A 15,923-nucleotide genomic window follows, 5' to 3' on the forward strand; every position below is an offset into this window, starting at 1 on the left:
GGAGCCTGTCATCGGGCGCGCGTTCGCGCGACCCGTTGGCTCCATTCCGGGCTACAGGTCGGTGCAAGACATTAGCGCGTCCCGAACGTGGTCTTGCCGAACAGCGCCTTCTGCGTCGAGGGCTGCGAACGCCAATATTGCGGCGGCGCGCTCACCTCGCCGCCGAGTTCGGCGGCGGCGTGCCAACCCCAGCGCGGGTCGTAGAGCATGCCGCGCGCAAGCGCGATCATGTCGGCCTTCCCTGACGCGACGATCTCCTCGGCCTGCTTCGCTTCGGTGATCAGGCCGACCGCCATCGTGGTGACGCCGGTCGCCTCCTTCACCGCCTGCGCCGCCGGCACCTGGTAGCCCGGCCCGAGCGGAATCTTCTGCAGCGGCGACACGCCGCCGGAGGAGACGTCCATCCAGTCGACGCCATGCTTCTTCAGCTCCTTGGCAAATTCGATGGTCTGCGCGAGATCCCAGGCCCCCTCGACCCAGTCGGTCGCCGACACCCGCATGCCGATCGGCTTGTGATCCGGGAAAACCGCGCGCACCGCGTCGAACACTTCGAGCGGGAAGCGCATGCGATTTTCGAGCGAGCCGCCATAGCGGTCGGTCCGCTTGTTGGCGATCGGCGACAGGAACTGGTGCAGCAGATAACCGTGCGCGCCGTGCAGCTCGAGCGCGTCGATGCCGAGCCGGTCGGCGCGCTTCGCTGACGCGACAAAGGCCTCGCGAATGCGCTTCAGGCCGGCGTCATCGAGCGCCAGCGGCGGCGCCTCGCTTTCCTTGTGCGGGACATCAGATGGCCCAACCGTCTGCCAGCCGCCTTCGGCAACCGGGATCAGCTGCCCGCCCTCCCAGGGACGCTGGCTCGACGCCTTGCGGCCGGCATGGGCGAGCTGCATCGCGACCGCCGCCTTCGAATGCTTGCGCACCGAGGCCAGGATCGGCTTCAGCGCCGCCTCATTGGCATCGCTGTAGAGGCCGAGGCAGCCCGGCGTGATCCGCCCGATATCCTCGACATGGGTGGCCTCGATGCAGAACATCGCAGCACCCGACAACGCCAGCATGTTGATGTGGGTGAAGTGCCAATCATTGGCGGAGCCGTCGTCGGCCGAATACTGGCACATCGGCGAGACCATGATCCGGTTGGAGAGCTTGAGGCTGCGCAGTTCGATCGGCGAAAACAGGGTGCTCATGCGAGGGGTATCCCGGATCGAGGAAAGGGCCACGATAAGATAGAGGCGTCCGCCGCGATCACCAACCGTCGCCGTCGCCGAACGGGCCGAGGCAGATCAGCAATGCGATAGCGCCGTCCCTTGGGCGCCGCCCTTTACTCAACCAGCGTGAATTGCAGCAGCAAATTGCGCTGGATCAGGGAGAAATTGTCGTCGGAGATCATGGTCAGGACGGTCTCGCCCTCATCAGTGACATGGGCGTCGAGGCCTTCCATGTTGTCGATCTCGTTGCCGAGATCGGCATTGAAGATCGCCGGACCATCGACGACGGCGCCGGGCGCAATGTCCGACAGAGCAAGGCGACGGATACGAATGCCGGCGCCGCCGAGCCAGGAGAATTTCCGCTCCAGGATCAGCAGATCGCCCGACGGCAGCAGGACCGCGTCGCTGATGTCGAAATTCTCGGTTCGGCGGACGCTGAACTGGCCCGGCGTGTTGCCGCCGACCAGGAAGGCGATCAGGTTGCCGCCGGCATCGAGCCCGCGTTCCGAGAACGCGATCAGCGTACCGGCCAGCGGCGGGCTCGCCGGTGTGGCTTTGGGCATGACCTTGGGCACGAAGACGAGCGCCTCGAGCCCCTTGTTGATGGGCAGCTTGCGCGCCGCCGCGGGCAGCGGCACCACCTCGCCGCGCGCGCGGGTGAAGCCCTTGGCGAAGTCGTAGCGCAGCACCTGGTTGACCCGCTCGAGCCCGACATAGGCAATCGATCCGTCGAGCGCGAGCGATTCCGAATCGTACCAGCCGCGGGTCGCGGTGATCGGCTTGCCCTGGGCGTCGAGCAGCGGCGCCGCCTCGACATCGTCGAGCCCGGTCATGTCGCGGCCGCGATAGACGATGCGGCCGGTGAACCAGGTGCCTTGGTCGCTGACCGCGATGAAGCGTTCGCCCTTGGCATCGAGCCGCAGCGCGGACAGGCCGCCGAAGCCGGCGAATGACGAGCTCAGGATCAGGCCGCTGCGATATTCCAGCGCGCCGAACCGCACCCGCGCACGATCGCGGATATCGAACGACGGCAGCGGCCGTGCATTGACCTCGACCGCTGCGGGTTCGTCGACGCGGTGACGGCCCGGCCTGCCGGGCGGCCCCGGTGTCAGCGCCGGCTGGCTCGCGCCCTGCGCCTGCGCGAGACGCGGCAATGCTGCGGCCGACAGCCCCGCCGCCATCCCTTGCAGGACGTGGCGGCGGCTAAAGGGTAAGCGCATGTCTCACGAGTGGAGGCGGCGCCGCGTGCCCGGTGCGGGCGCCGAACCGTGGGTCTCGCTGAACAGCTCGGCGAGCTTTTCGGTGATGGCGCCGCCAAGCTCCTCGGCATCCACGATGGTGACGGCGCGGCGATAATAGCGCGTCACGTCATGACCGATGCCGATCGCGATCAGCTCGACCGGCGAGCGGGTCTCGATCTCCTCGATGATGTGGCGCAGATGCCGCTCGAGATAGTTGCCGGGATTGACCGACAGCGTGGAATCGTCGACCGGCGCACCGTCGGAGATCATCATCAGGATGCGGCGCTGCTCGGGACGCGCGAGCAGGCGCTTGTGCGCCCAGTCGAGCGCCTCGCCGTCGATGTTCTCCTTGAGCAGGCCCTCGCGCATCATCAGGCCGAGATTTTTCCGCGCACGACGCCACGGCGCGTCGGCCGACTTGTAGATGATGTGCCTGAGATCGTTGAGGCGGCCGGGATTGGCCGGCTTGCCGGCCGCAAGCCACGCCTCGCGCGACTGCCCGCCCTTCCAGGCGCGAGTGGTGAAGCCCAGGATCTCGACCTTGACGCCGCAACGCTCCAGCGTGCGCGCCAGGATGTCGGCGCAGGTCGCGGCAACCGTGATCGGACGACCGCGCATCGAACCCGAATTGTCGAGCAGCAGCGTCACCACGGTGTCGCGGAAGGTCGCCTCCTTCTCGTGCATGAAGGACAGCGGATGATAGGGATCGGTGACGACGCGCGACAGCCGCGCCGGATCGAGGATGCCCTCCTCGAGGTCGAAATCCCAAGCGCGGTTCTGCTGTGCCATCAGGCGGCGCTGCAGGCGGTTGGCGAGCCGCGCCACGATGCCCTGCAGATGCGCGAGCTGCTTGTCGAGATAGGAGCGCAGCCGCTCAAGCTCGTCGTGATCGCAGAGATCTTCGGCGGCGATCACCTCGTCGAACTTCGGCGCAAACGCATGATATTCCGGGCCGCGCGGTTCGTTCTGGCCACGCGAATTCGGCCGTGTCGCCTCGCCCGGCGTCTCGTCGTCGCCGAGCTCGCCGTCGTCGAACGTGTCTGACGTGGAGGCCTGCGCGCTCTCCATCGCGCTTTCGCTCATCTCTTCCGCGCTCGTCTGGGCCTGGTCGGCGCTCATCTCCTGCGCGGCGTCGGAATCGGGCGAACCCTCGGCACCGGACTGATCGTTCTCGCCGTCCTGGTTCTCGTCCTGGTCCTCGTCGTCGTCGGAATCCATGTTGCGGTCGTCGCCGAGATCGAGCGCCGACAGCAGATCGTGGACCATGTCACCGAACCTCGCCTGGTCCTCGGTGAAACGGCTGAGCTGGTCGAGCCGCGAGCCGATCTTGTCCTCCAGCGTCGGCCGCCAGAGATCGACCATCTTCTTGGCGGCCGCGGGCGGCGCCATGCCGGTCAGGCGTTCGCGCACCAGCATCGCCAGCGCATCCGACAGCGGCGCATCGGCGCGGTCGGTGATCTCGTCATACTTGCCGCGGTGGAAATGATCGTCGAGCATCGCGGTGAGGTTCTTCGCAACGCCGGCCATCCGCCGCGAGCCGATCGCCTCGACGCGCGCCTGCTCGACCGCCTCGAACACACCGCGCGCCTGCGGATTGCCCGGCATCAGCTTGCGATGCACCTTGGGATCGTGACAGGCGATCTTGAGCGCGATCGAATCGGCATGGCCGCGCACGATCGCCGCATCGCGCTTGGTCATCTTGCGCGCCGGCTCCGGCAACCGCGCCTTGCCGGGCGCAAGCCCCGGCCGCTCGGCGGCGAAAGAGACCTCGAGCTCCGGCTTCTTGGCGATCGCCTTCAGGCACGCCGACACCGAGCGCTTGAACGGCTCGGTCGGCGCTTCTTTCGATCCGGGACGGAATTTGATATTGGAGGTTGTCATAGCGATTTCGTAAACCAGTGGCGCGTGACGCCGCCGGGATACCCCTCAATCGAACCGAACTCTTTATATCCATTGGCGCGGTAGAAGCCCGGCGCCTGGAAGCTCATCGTATCCAGATAGGATTGCGTCGCTCCGAAGCGCCGCGCCTCGTCTTCGATCGCCTTGATCAGCTTCGCGCCAAAACCCTTGTTGCGAAACTTCTGCTCCATCCAGAACAGCTGGATGAACAACACCGCGGTCCAGACCTCGCCGACGATGCCGCCGACGATCTCGTCGCCTTGCCGCAGCGAGATGGCGAAGCGCTTGTACTTCTGCTTCCCCATCTTCTCGTTGTTGTAGCGGAGCAATCCGCCGAGCACCGCTTTCTTCGTCTGTGTGACTGTGCGCTCGACGGAGATTTTCGGCATGGACTAGCTGAGCGCCACGTTGACCGAGGATTCCGGCAACTCGACGTTGAAGCAGCGCTGGTAGAACTCGGCGACCAGCGGCCGCTCCAGCTCGTCACATTTGTTGAGGAAGGTGACGCGGAACGCGAAGCCGATGTCGTTGAAGATGTCGGCGTTCTCGGCCCAGGTGATCACCGTGCGCGGGCTCATCACCGTCGACAGGTCGCCATTGGCGAACGCGTTGCGGGTGAGATCCGCCAGCCGCACCATCTTGTTGACGATGTCGCGGCCTTCCTGGGTGCGATAGTGCTTCGCCTTCGCCAGCACGATCTCAACTTCCTCGTCATGGGCGAGGTAGTTCAGCGTGGTGACGATCGACCAGCGGTCCATCTGGCCCTGATTGATCTGCTGGGTGCCGTGATAGAGGCCCGAGGTGTCGCCGAGGCCGACCGTGTTGGCGGTCGAGAACAGGCGGAACGCTGGATGCGGCTTGATCACCTTGTTCTGGTCGAGCAGCGTCAGGCGGCCGGAGACTTCCAGCACGCGCTGAATCACGAACATCACGTCCGGGCGGCCGGCATCATATTCGTCGAACACCAGCGCGATGTTGTGCTGCAGCGCCCAGGGCAGGATGCCGTCGCGGAATTCCGTGACCTGCTTGCCCTCCTTGACCACGATGGCATCCTTGCCGACGAGATCGATACGGCTGATATGGCTGTCGAGGTTGACGCGCACGCAAGGCCAGTTGAGGCGGGCCGCAACCTGCTCGATGTGAGTCGATTTGCCGGTGCCGTGATAGCCGGTGACCATCACGCGGCGGTTCTTGGCAAAACCGGCGAGGATCGCGAGCGTGGTGGCGCGGTCGAAGCGATAGTCGCTGTCGACTTCCGGCACATGCGGATCGACTGCGGAATAGGCGGGAACTTCCAGATCGCTATCGATCCCGAAGACCTGCCGAACCGACACCTTCATGTCGGGCAACCCGACGGGTTCTTGCGCTTTGGTCTGGACGGCCGTCGTCATTCATCCTCCGAGGTCCCGGGCATTCCCGAAACCAGATTTAGGTCATTTGGCTGCGGATGGGGTGCTACGCACAAGCCTAGCAGAGAGCATCGGCCGGCAGAAGCCCACGGGCAAATCAAAGTTCCGTTGTTGTATCATAAAGATAGGCGCGAAACTCGGTTTTTGGAAGGCTGCTCTGCAAATCCTGCCGTACTTTCGCCGCAGCGCCACGGCGGCTTGTCCCGCAGGCACTTTTCAGCCCGGCGGGGAGTTGTTAGCTCTCGGACCTGTTTCATCGCCACCCAGGAATTCTGTGACTTCATTCCTTGACCCTTTGATCGCGTTCGTTTCGGCCCATGCCTGGCTCGCCTATCTGACGTTGTTTCTGGCCGCCCTGCTGGAAGCAGTCCCGGTGGTCGGTTCGCTGGTGCCGGGCTCGACCATCATCCTGGCGCTGAGCGCGCTGGTCCCGGGCGGCGAATTGAAGCTCGTGCCGGTGCTCGCCGCGGCGGCCGCCGGCGCGATGCTCGGCGACGGCACGGCCTATCTGATCGGCCACCGCAGCCAGCGTGAGATCCTGTCGGCCTGGCCGCTCTCCAATTACCCGCGCGTGGTCGCGCAGAGCGAGGCCTTCTTCAACCGCTGGGGCGTGCTCGCGGTGTTCTTCGCCCGCTTCGTGCCGCCGATTCGCGCCTTTGTGCCGATCACCGCCGGCGCGCTCGACATGCCGCCGGCACGCTTCTACGCGATCAACATCCCCGCGATCCTGCTCTGGGCACCGGCGCATGTGTTGCCCGGCGTGCTCGCCGTCACCGCGCTGCACGACTATGCCGGCCTGCCGCATCATCAACATGTCGGCAAGCATCTGTGGATGTTCGCGGTCGCGGGCGCTGCCGTCATCCTGTCGCTCGCGATCTGGACCATCCGCCGCCGGCATGGCGGCGGCCTGATCGAACCGGCCAAGCCGGCGAAATAGCTCCTTTCACTTGCGCATGATCTTCTCGGAAAACCGGTCCCACTTTTCCGGATCATGCTAGATACTGTTGGTGGTGCCGGCCCGCCCGGGTGCCGGGCCGACATAGCGCGCGCGGGGCCTGATCAGCTTGCCGAGCTGAAGCTGCTCGCTGGCATGCGCGATCCAGCCGACGCTGCGCGCCATCGCAAACAGCGCGAGCTCGCTCCCTGCGGGCATCCGCAGCGCATGCACCAGCACCGCCAGCGCGTAGTCGATGTTGACGAACTCGCCGGTTGCTTCCGCGATCCTCTCAGGCACTTCCCGGGTGAATTTGCGCGGTGCGCCGGCCCGCGTCAGGGCCTCGAGCAGCGAGATCGCGCGCGGATCGCCCTTCTTGTAGACGCCGTGCCCGAAGCCGGCGAAGCGCTCGCCGAGCGCGACCCGCTCGCGGACAACAGGCGCAACGTCGTTGTCGATCATGGTCTTGACCAGGCGCGAGGCGAGCACGCCGGCGCCGCCATGCATCGGTCCCTTCAACGCGACGAGACCCGCGATCACGGAGTCATACAGATTGAGCCCGGTCGATGCCGCGCAGCGCGCCGTGAAGGTGGAGGCATTCAGTTCGTGATCGGCGAGCAGCACCAGCGCGCGGCGAATCAGGTCGGGCGCGTGCTTGTTATCCGGCGTCCAGACCCGCGCCACCTGCTCATGCAGCGGCTCGGCCGATGGCACCGCGTTGAGCATGGTCGCAACCAGCAGCCGCAGGATGCGCCCGCCGACCATCGCGCGGCCATCGGGCGCGCGGGTGAAGGCGCCGGGATCGGCACTCGCCGCCAGCGCCAGCACGGCGACCGTGCGGTCGATCGGCTGGGCGCGCCGCGCGGCCTCGGCGATCGCACGCATCTCATCGGAGACATGCGGGCAATTGTCCGGCGCGAACGGATCGACGCCGGTGACGTCCCACAGCAGCGTCGCGGTGTGCTCCAGCGTGTCGCGCTGAGCGAGATCGACGCAGTTCACGCCGCGATAGATCGGGCCCTGCTCGGTGATGGTCGCGATCGCCGAATCCATCACGGGCAAGTCGGCATCGAAATTGCGAAAGCCGCGCGGCTCCGGAGACGGCACGCGGCGCTCCTTCAACCCCCTGATGTCCTCGGCGCGGTAGCGGTGGCTGCGCGAATCCGGCGATGGCTCGGAGCGGATCAGGCCGCGGCTGACATAGGCGTAAAGCGTCGCCGGCGAGATCGCGAGTTCGGCGGCCGCCTCCCGGGCGGAGAGGTAAAGCTCGGCGGATTTTTTCATATTGATTTATATAATCAAGATTGATCAATTCGTCGAGAGGCCCGACCTTCAAGCTGTGAAGCAAGGAGATCGGGCCATGAACATGATTCTCACCAAGAGCCAGATCGGTCTGGACGGCGTTCCCGCCGCCGAGACCGTGTTGAGCCATGTCGACGGCGAGCGCGGCGAACTGATCATCGCCGGCGAGCACGTCGCCAACCTCGCAGACAAGTCGAGCTTCGAGGGCGTCACGGCGCGGCTGTGGAACGGCGCCAGCGGCAAGTCGCTGAGCGAAGCCAACGTCCGCGCCAGCCTCGGCGCCGCCCGCGAACGCGCCTTTGCGCGGCTGCCGGACCTAATGCCGGCGACGCGCGGCATGTCGATCGTCGACGGCTTCCGGGCCGCGATCGCCGGCCTCCGCGGCGAGAACGGGCTGGAGCACGAGGCGACCATCGTCGGCGCCTTCCCGGTGATCGCGGGCGCCCTGGTCCAGCACGCCAAGGGACATGCCCCGATCGCGCCGGACCCGAATGCCAGCCACGCCGCCGACACGCTGCGGATGCTGCGGGGGCGCAAGGCCGAGCCGCGCGAGGTTGCGGCGCTCGACGCCTATTTCGTCACCGTCTGCGACCACGGCATGAATGCGTCGACCTTCACCACGCGGGTGATCGCCTCGACCCAGGCCGACCTGTTCGCGGCGATCACCGGCGGCTATTGCGCGCTGACCGGCCCGCTGCATGGCGGCGCGCCGGAGCCGGTGCTGGAGATGCTGGACGCAATTGGCACCCGTGAGCGCATCAAACCCTGGGTCGACGGCGCGCTGGCGCATGGCGAACGGCTGATGGGGTTCGGCCACCGCGTCTATCGCGTGCGTGACCCGCGCGCCGACGTGCTGAAGGTCGCGATCGAGCGCCTCGAGGCCAGCGGCGCCGACCTGCCGTTTGCCGGCGAGGTCGAGGCCTATATCCGCGCAGCGCTGCCCAAGAAGAACCCGGAGCGGCCACTCGAGACCAATGTCGAGTTCTTCACCGCGATCCTGCTCGACGGGCTGGAGATCCCGCGGCAGGCGTTCACGCCGATCTTCGCGGTGGCCCGCGCCGCCGGCTGGACCGCGCACGCGCTGGAGCAGCGCCGCACCGGCCGGTTGATCCGGCCGAGCTCATCCTATGTCGGGGCAGTGCCGAAGGGCTAAGAGCTAACCGCGAACCGTAGCCCGGATGGAGCGCAGCGAAATCCGGGAACGGTGTGACCGCGGATGGAAGAGCCCCGGATTACGCTTCGCTTCATCCGGGCTACAAGACGGCATCGCTGGACGATGGCGGAGCCACAAACTCCGCCGTCGTCCCTGCCTCGTGCGCAGTTGCGCACGGGAGCAGGGACCCATACGCCGCGGCCCATCAATGGCACGATGGGGTCGACATCTGAATGCAACAATAACCGCCGGTGGTTATGGGCCCCTGCTTTCGCAGGGGCGACGGAGGCTAGCAGGGGCGACGGAGGCGACAGCTTACGCCTCGCGCACCACGGTCTTCAGATAATTGTACGCCTTGATGATCTCGATCAGGCGATCCTCGGTGGAGCGGTCGCCGCCATTGGCGTCGGGGTGGTGCTGCTTCACCAGCGCCTTGTACTTCGACTTGACGTCTTCGAGCGTCGCGCCGGCGCCGAGCCCCATCACCAGCAGCGCCTTGCGCTCGGCGTTCATGACCTTGCGGGTCTCGGGCTTGGGCTCCGCGCCACCCGGTCCGGGACGCCAGCGGCCGCGGCCGTTGAGCTCGGAGAACACGTGGAACGGATCGGAGGCGGCGTCGAGCCCGCTCTCCTTCTTGCCGTTGTTGGCGCCCATCTTCCAGGTCGGACGGTGGCCGGTCAGCGCGTCCTTCTGGTAGCGCGCGACGTCGTCAGGATTCATGCCCTGGAAGAAATTGTAGGACTGATTGTACTCGCGGACGTGATCGAGACAGAAGTGCCAATACTCGCGCGAATTCTCGCGGCCCTTCGGGGCGCGGTGCGCGCCCTTGTTCTGGCAACCCGCCCACTCGCAGGCAACGGCCTGCTCGCCGGCTTGCGCCTGGCGCTTCGCACTCACCTTGGTCGGCTTGATGCGAATGGAGTCGAAGAATTTTGATGAATCGATCGGCATGTTCTCTTTGACTATGCAATGCACAAATCTTCAAGTCTTGACATTGCGCAGACCTCGTTTCCCGCTTGCACCATTGACGAAAAGCCGTCGCGGACCTAACTCCGCCGCCATGAGCACCAAAGACGCTATCATAAACAAGTTGCGTGAAGCTTTCTTGCCTGAAAGCCTCGACGTGGTCGATGAGTCACATCTGCATGAGGGCCACGCCGGCCACAGGCCAGGCGGCGAGACGCATTTCCGGGTATATATTGTGTCTCCGGCCTTCGAAGGGAAGAGCCGGATCGAACGCCATCGCATGATAAATGCGACGCTGGCGCAGGAACTCGCCGGCTCGGTGCACGCGCTGGCGATCCATGCCCACGGCCCCGGGGAAAAGCCGCGCTAGCTCGCGCTTGGCTCAAGACGAAGCAGTGGTTTTCCGTTATGAGAATGGGACCTCGGGCGACGGACCTGCGCCATATCTGAGCAGGCAAATGATGGATCGTATCGCCACGCTTGATTTGGGCCCATTGATGATCCCTTGCTGGCCACGTTTCCGGTCGATTGTCGCCGCCGCCGGCCTGCTCCTGACCTGCGCGATGCGCCCGGCCTCGGCGCTGGATATGCCGAGCCCATTCGTCCAGGAGGTGCTGATCAAGAGCATCCTGGTCTCGCTCAACGATGCGGTGGCCGCGAACAATTTCGCCGTGTTCCACGCCAAGATCTCAAAGCCGTTCCGCGACCAGTTTTCGCCGGACAAGCTGAAGACGATCTTCAAGGATCTGGTCGACAAGCACGCGGTGTTCGACGCCGTGGTCGCCAAGCCGATCGTGCTCGATGAGGACGCCAAGATCGACGACAAGGGCGTGTTGCGGCTGAAGGGCCATTTCGACACCACGCCCAAGCAGGTGAAGTATCAGCTCGGCTTCATCCCCTCCGACGGCGCGTGGAGGCTGTCGGGCATCTCGATCGATATCGAATAGTCCAGCGCGCTTCGTGAGCCGTCATCCCCGCGCAAAGGCTTCGCCTTTGTCGCTGGAGGTGCGAGCGAAGCGAGCCTCGAAGGATGCACGGCCCGGCTGGTGGCCGTCGACCCTTCGAGACGCCGCTTCGCGGCTCCTCAGGGTGACGGGGATGGGCTTGCATTCGCTGTAGCAGAGCTAGAACGCCGTCCCTGCCCGCTTCGGCTTCTCGAGCTCGGCGGCCTCGCGCGGGACGGCGACGATGCGCAGCGCGGTGATGCGGTTGCGCTCGCGGCGGAGCACGCGGAAGCGGAAGCCGTGGAAGGTGAAGCTCTGGCCGCGATCGGGAATCGACCGTGCCTCGTGGATCACGAGGCCGGCAACCGTGGTCGCCTCCTCGTCCGGCAGGCGCCAGTCCATCGCACGGTTGAGGTCGCGGATCGGCACCGAGCCGTCGACCACGACCGAGCCGTCCGGCTGGGCGCGTACGCCGGCGACCACGACATCGTGCTCGTCGGAGATGTCGCCGACGATCTCCTCCAGGATGTCCTCCAGCGTCACCATGCCTTCGACCTCGCCATACTCGTCAACCACCAGGGCGAAGTGGGTCTTGCGGCGGCGGAACGCCTTCAGCTGCTCGGAGACCGGGCGCATCTCCGGCACGAACCAGGGCGGCAGCGCGATCGCGGAGGCATCGATCGCGGACATGTCGCCCTCATTGGCGCGCATCGCGCGCAGCAGGTCCTTGGCGTGGAGCACGCCGACTATGTTCTCCGGCTTCTCCCGCCACAGCGGGATGCGGGTGTATTCGCTGGCCAGCACCTCGCGCACCAATTCCTCGGGCGGCAGGTCGGCGTTGACCATGGTCATCTCGGTGCGATGGACCATCACGTCGGAGACCTGCAGCTCGCTGAGGTCGAGCAACCCGCCGAGCATGTCGCGGTCCTGCTTCTCGACCTTGCCTTCGTGATGCAATAGGTCGACCGCGCCGCGCAGGCGTTCGGTCGGCGACAGGATGGCCTGGTGCGCGCCTATCTTGATGCCAAGCAGCCGCATCAGGGCGCGGACGATCCCTTCGATGATGGTGAGAAGCGGGCCGAGCACGAACACCGTCAGCCGCATCGGCCGCGCCACCAGCAGCGACACCCGGTCCGGCGCATTGATGGCGACGGTCTTGGGCAGCACTTCCGCGAAAATCACCACCAGCACCGTCATCACGCCGGTGGCATACAGCACGCCGACATCGCCGAACCAGGCGGTGAAGATGCCGGTGGCGAGCGCGGAGGCGCCGATATTGGCGATGTTGTTGCCGAGTAGCAGCGCGCCGATCATCCGCTCGCGCATCGCGATCAGGCTCGAGACCACCGTGGCTTCGCTGTTGCCCTGCTTCGACAGCCGCAACATGCTGGCGCGCGAGGCGCCGGTCAGCGCCGTCTCACTCGCCGAGAAGAAGGCGGAGACGAGCAGACAGAGCAGCACGATCGAGAAGGTTAACCAGCCCACTGGCTTGATCCGTGGTTAGAGCATGATCCGGAAAAGTGTGCAGCGGTTTTCCGAAAAGATCATGCTCAAATCAAAAAGATAGGGTGGGATGACGATCCGAAGGAGAGTCATCCCACTCTAAACCTTCAGCTTGGCTTGCAGGAAGTCGCGCACCGGCTGAGGCTCGACATTGTTGGCAATCACGGCGCGGCCGACCGCCTCCAGCAGGATGAAGGTGAGCTTGCCGCGCTTGACCTTCTTGTCCTGCGCCATCAGCGCCAACAGAGCGTCGGCATCGGCAAGCCCTTCCTGCGTGAAGCCTGCGATATCCTGCAGGCGCGTCGGCAATCCTACCGCGGAAAGATGACGCGCGATGCGGTCAGCGGCGTCCGTCGAAATCATGCCGAGCTGCGCGGAAAACTCCGCCGCGAGCACCATGCCGACCGAGACGCCCTCGCCATGGAACAGGCGGTCGGAGAAGCCGGTCGCGGCTTCCAGCGCGTGGCCGAAGGTGTGACCGAGATTGAGCAGCGCGCGCTCGCCGGTCTCGCGCTCGTCGCGGGAGACGATGGCGGCCTTGGCGCGGCAGGAGGTTGCGATCGCGTGCTCGCGCCCCGCGCCGCCCGAAAAAATGTCGGCGTGGTTCGTTTCGAGCCAGGCGAAGAAGGCCGCGTCACCGAGGATACCGTATTTCGCGACCTCGGCGTAGCCGGCGCGGAACTGGCGCGGCGACAGCGTGTCGAGCACCGAGGTGTCGGCAATCACCAGCACCGGCTGGTGGAATGCGCCGATCAGGTTCTTGCCCTGCAGCGAGTTGATGCCGGTCTTGCCGCCGACGGAGGAATCGACCTGCGCCAGCAACGAGGTCGGCACCTGCACGAAATCGACGCCGCGGCGCAGGATCGCGGCCGCGAAGCCGGCGAGATCGCCGACCACGCCGCCGCCGAGCGCGATCACCAGATCGTTGCGCTCGATCTTCGCTGCGATCAGCGCTTCGCTGACCTGCGTCAGCGTAGCGTAGCTCTTCGAGCCCTCGCCCTCCTCGACAACGATCCGCGATGTCGGCACGCCTGCGGCCGCGAGCGACGCTTCGGCAGGCTCCAGCCAGTGTTTCGCGACGGTGCGGTCGGTGACAACAGCAGTCCGCACGCCGGGCCGCAGCGCCGCGACCCGTTCGCCCAGTGACTGCAACACGTCGCGGCCGATGACGATGTCATAGGCGCGGTCGCCGAGCGCGACGTCGACGGTAACCGAGGCGGAGTGTTTCAAGGGCGCAGTCATGAGGTCGCGTTCAATCCATCAGATGGCGGCTCGCCGGCCGGACGCACGCCGCACAGATGCGCGTGCAGGGCCTCGAGGCATTCGTCGACAATGCGGTCGTGCGGCACGTCGCGCGAGGCAATCGTCAGATCGGCGTTCTGGTAGACCGGCTCGCGCTCGCTGAGCAGCCGGTTGACGGTCGCCTCGGGATCGGCGGTCTGTAGCAGCGGACGATCGGCGCGGCGGCGGACCCGGCGCATGATGATATCACTGTCGGCCTTGAGCCAGATCGAGATCGCCTTGTCGCTGATCCGTTTGCGGGTTTCCTCACGCATGAAGGCGCCGCCACCGGTCGCCAGCACGATCGGGCCGCTGTCGAGGATGCGGGCGATCACCCGCGCCTCGCCGTCGCGGAAATAAGCCTCGCCATGGGTCTCGAAGATCTCCGGGATCGTCATGTCCGCCGCCGCCTCGATCTCGGTGTCCGCGTCGGTGAACGCCAGCTTGAGCCGCACGGCCATCCGCCGGCCGATGGTCGACTTGCCGGCCCCCATCATGCCCACCAGCACGATCGACCGCGTCCCCAGGGCGGCCGTGATATCGGCCTCCAGGGTCGGGTGGGTGGGCGCCGGGACGGCTGCGTCGGACATCAAAAAGCTCGGATATTGGGACGATTTGTTCAGAATTCGAGCCACCTATACTACCCCCGGCGACACCGTTACCAGCGACTCTTGCAACGGCGCGGGGAACATGTTGGATGATTTCATTGGTTAATTCGCCGCCTGAGTCGCCTCCATGCCCAGCCTGTTCCGCTTCCTGACGGTCGTCGCCGTGATTTTCGGGATCGGCTACGGCATCGTCTTCGCGCTGGCCAATTTCGTGCACCCAAAGCCGCGGGAAATGAGCGTGACCATCCCGCCGGATAAGTTCCTCAAGAAATAGGCGCTATGATTCTGGCATGCCCGCTGCTGCCAAAGCTCCTGCCAAGACCAAGTCCTCCGACGCCAAGCTGACCGCGTTGTTCCTCGACATGCTCGCCGCGGAACAGGGCGCAGGCCGCAACACGCTCGACGCCTACCGGCGCGACCTCACCGATTTCTCCGATTTCCTCGCCCATGCCGGCGCCGATTTCACCAGTGCCGACACCGAGGCGCTGCGGGGCTACCTCGCTGACCTCGACACGCGGGGCTTCAAGTCGACCAGCGTGGCGCGGCGGCTGTCGGCGATGCGGCATTTCTACCGTTTCCTGCTCAACGAACGGATCCGCGGCGACGATCCGGCCGCGATCCTGTCCGGCCCGAAGCGCGGCCGCGGCCTGCCCAAGGTGCTGTCGATCGCGGACGTCGACCGGATGCTGACCCGCGCCAAGGAGCTGACCCAGACCGACGTCTCGCCGGCACAGCGGCTGCGCGCGTTGCGGCTGTATTGCCTGCTCGAGGTGCTCTACGCCACCGGACTGCGCGTCTCCGAACTGGTGTCGCTGCCGGTCTCGGCGGCGCGGCGCGATGCGCGGATGATCGTGGTGCGCGGCAAGGGCAACAAGGAGCGGCTGGTGCCGCTGAACGACGCCTCGCGCCAGGCGATGGCGGATTACCTCGCCGCGCTGGAGGTGGTGCAGCCGAAGGCGAAGAAGGCCGCACCGTCGAAATGGCTGTTTCCGTCCTCCGGCGAGAGCGGCCACCTGACCCGGCAGCATTTCGCCCGCGACCTGAAGGAACTCGCGGCTGCCTCCGGCCTGGCGCCGCGGCTGGTGTCACCGCACGTGCTGCGCCACGCCTTCGCCAGCCACCTGCTGCACAATGGCGCGGACCTGCGCATCGTACAGACCCTGCTCGGCCATACCGATATCTCGACCACCCAGATCTACACCCATGTGGTCGAGGAGCGGCTGAAGAGCCTGGTCCGCGACCTGCATCCGCTGGCGGAGAAATCGTAAAGGTCCGTAGCCCGGATGGAGCGCAGCGAAATCCGGGAAAGGTATTTCCGCCGATATAGCTCCCCCGATTGCGCTTCGCTCCATCCGGGCTACGAGCAATCCGCCTTGACTTCCGCTGCGTCTCCGCAGAAAGAGCGTCACCTGCCTGCGATCCCGAAGCGTGCATTCCGCCCGAATGCGCGTTAACCGATTGAAGTTACAAAACTTCTC

At 65.8% G+C, this 15,923-nt stretch carries 16 protein-coding genes; 6 read left to right on the forward strand and 10 right to left on the reverse strand.

What is annotated here, in order from left to right:
• Positions 1-71: 71 nt before the first annotated feature.
• The 5 genes from AAFG07_RS40460 to cobS form a co-directional block, all read right to left on the reverse strand.
• Positions 72-1,184, reverse strand: coding sequence for an NADH:flavin oxidoreductase/NADH oxidase (locus AAFG07_RS40460; RefSeq protein WP_342725130.1), 1,113 nt, complete (start codon positions 1,182-1,184; stop codon positions 72-74).
• A 134-nt stretch (positions 1,185-1,318) separates the two neighbouring features.
• Positions 1,319-2,425 carry an esterase-like activity of phytase family protein gene (locus tag AAFG07_RS40465; protein ID WP_342725131.1) on the reverse strand — a complete coding sequence of 369 codons (1,107 nt, stop codon included), beginning with the start codon at positions 2,423-2,425 and terminating at the stop codon, positions 1,319-1,321.
• 3 nt (positions 2,426-2,428) lie between these two features.
• On the reverse strand, positions 2,429-4,327 hold the full coding sequence (cobT, locus tag AAFG07_RS40470; RefSeq protein WP_229170842.1) for a cobaltochelatase subunit CobT: 1,899 nt from the start codon (positions 4,325-4,327) through the stop codon (positions 2,429-2,431).
• The gene (locus tag AAFG07_RS40475) at positions 4,324-4,734 is read right to left on the reverse strand and encodes a GNAT family N-acetyltransferase (protein WP_095731654.1); all 411 of its coding nucleotides are present in this window, start codon (positions 4,732-4,734) and stop codon (positions 4,324-4,326) included. The genes cobT and AAFG07_RS40475 overlap by 4 nt, the downstream gene beginning before the upstream one ends.
• Before the next feature lie 3 nt (positions 4,735-4,737).
• Entirely contained in the window at positions 4,738-5,736 is a 999-nt protein-coding gene (gene cobS / locus AAFG07_RS40480; RefSeq protein ID WP_342725132.1) for a cobaltochelatase subunit CobS, read from the reverse strand.
• 292 nt (positions 5,737-6,028) lie between these two features.
• On the opposite strand from cobS, the gene AAFG07_RS40485 reads away from it, so the two are divergent.
• Complete coding sequence (locus tag AAFG07_RS40485) at positions 6,029-6,691, forward strand: DedA family protein (protein WP_342725133.1); 663 nt, start codon at positions 6,029-6,031, stop codon at positions 6,689-6,691.
• A 57-nt stretch (positions 6,692-6,748) separates the two neighbouring features.
• On the opposite strand, the gene AAFG07_RS40490 is transcribed toward AAFG07_RS40485, so the two are convergent.
• On the reverse strand, positions 6,749-7,972 hold the full coding sequence (locus tag AAFG07_RS40490; RefSeq protein WP_342725134.1) for a citrate synthase family protein: 1,224 nt from the start codon (positions 7,970-7,972) through the stop codon (positions 6,749-6,751).
• Between the two features lie 76 nt (positions 7,973-8,048).
• On the opposite strand from AAFG07_RS40490, the gene AAFG07_RS40495 reads away from it, so the two are divergent.
• Entirely contained in the window at positions 8,049-9,143 is a 1,095-nt protein-coding gene (locus tag AAFG07_RS40495) for a citrate synthase/methylcitrate synthase (RefSeq protein ID WP_342725136.1), read from the forward strand.
• A gap of 315 nt (positions 9,144-9,458) precedes the next feature.
• On the opposite strand, the gene AAFG07_RS40500 is transcribed toward AAFG07_RS40495, so the two are convergent.
• Complete coding sequence (locus tag AAFG07_RS40500) at positions 9,459-10,094, reverse strand: DnaJ domain-containing protein (RefSeq protein WP_092120102.1); 636 nt, start codon at positions 10,092-10,094, stop codon at positions 9,459-9,461.
• A gap of 109 nt (positions 10,095-10,203) precedes the next feature.
• Here AAFG07_RS40500 and AAFG07_RS40505 point away from each other — a divergent pair, with 109 nt between their 5' ends.
• Positions 10,204-10,479 (forward strand): BolA family protein, encoded by a 276-nt coding sequence (locus tag AAFG07_RS40505; protein ID WP_028338206.1) that lies wholly within the window; start codon positions 10,204-10,206, stop codon positions 10,477-10,479.
• An 88-nt stretch (positions 10,480-10,567) separates the two neighbouring features.
• Entirely contained in the window at positions 10,568-11,056 is a 489-nt protein-coding gene (locus AAFG07_RS40510) for a hypothetical protein (protein ID WP_342725137.1), read from the forward strand.
• A gap of 177 nt (positions 11,057-11,233) precedes the next feature.
• Here AAFG07_RS40510 and AAFG07_RS40515 read toward each other — a convergent pair whose 3' ends face one another.
• The 3 genes from AAFG07_RS40515 to AAFG07_RS40525 form a co-directional block, all read right to left on the reverse strand.
• A complete protein-coding gene (locus AAFG07_RS40515; RefSeq protein WP_342725138.1) occupies positions 11,234-12,538 on the reverse strand; it encodes an HlyC/CorC family transporter in 1,305 nt (434 codons plus the stop codon).
• 117 nt (positions 12,539-12,655) lie between these two features.
• On the reverse strand, positions 12,656-13,798 hold the full coding sequence (gene aroB / locus AAFG07_RS40520; protein WP_342725139.1) for a 3-dehydroquinate synthase: 1,143 nt from the start codon (positions 13,796-13,798) through the stop codon (positions 12,656-12,658).
• Positions 13,795-14,427 (reverse strand): shikimate kinase, encoded by a 633-nt coding sequence (locus tag AAFG07_RS40525; protein ID WP_342725140.1) that lies wholly within the window; start codon positions 14,425-14,427, stop codon positions 13,795-13,797. Before AAFG07_RS40525 ends, aroB begins: the two co-directional genes overlap by 4 nt.
• Before the next feature lie 145 nt (positions 14,428-14,572).
• On the opposite strand from AAFG07_RS40525, the gene AAFG07_RS40530 reads away from it, so the two are divergent.
• Both AAFG07_RS40530 and xerD read left to right on the forward strand, forming a co-directional pair.
• Positions 14,573-14,719 carry a hypothetical protein gene (locus AAFG07_RS40530; RefSeq protein WP_050405944.1) on the forward strand — a complete coding sequence of 49 codons (147 nt, stop codon included), beginning with the start codon at positions 14,573-14,575 and terminating at the stop codon, positions 14,717-14,719.
• Positions 14,720-14,735: 16 nt separating this feature from the next.
• Complete coding sequence (gene xerD / locus AAFG07_RS40535) at positions 14,736-15,713, forward strand: site-specific tyrosine recombinase XerD (protein WP_342725141.1); 978 nt, start codon at positions 14,736-14,738, stop codon at positions 15,711-15,713.
• The last annotated feature ends 210 nt before the right edge of the window (positions 15,714-15,923 follow it).

This window comes from Bradyrhizobium sp. B097 (assembly GCF_038957035.1).
In the GTDB taxonomy this organism is placed as follows: domain Bacteria; phylum Pseudomonadota; class Alphaproteobacteria; order Rhizobiales; family Xanthobacteraceae; genus Bradyrhizobium.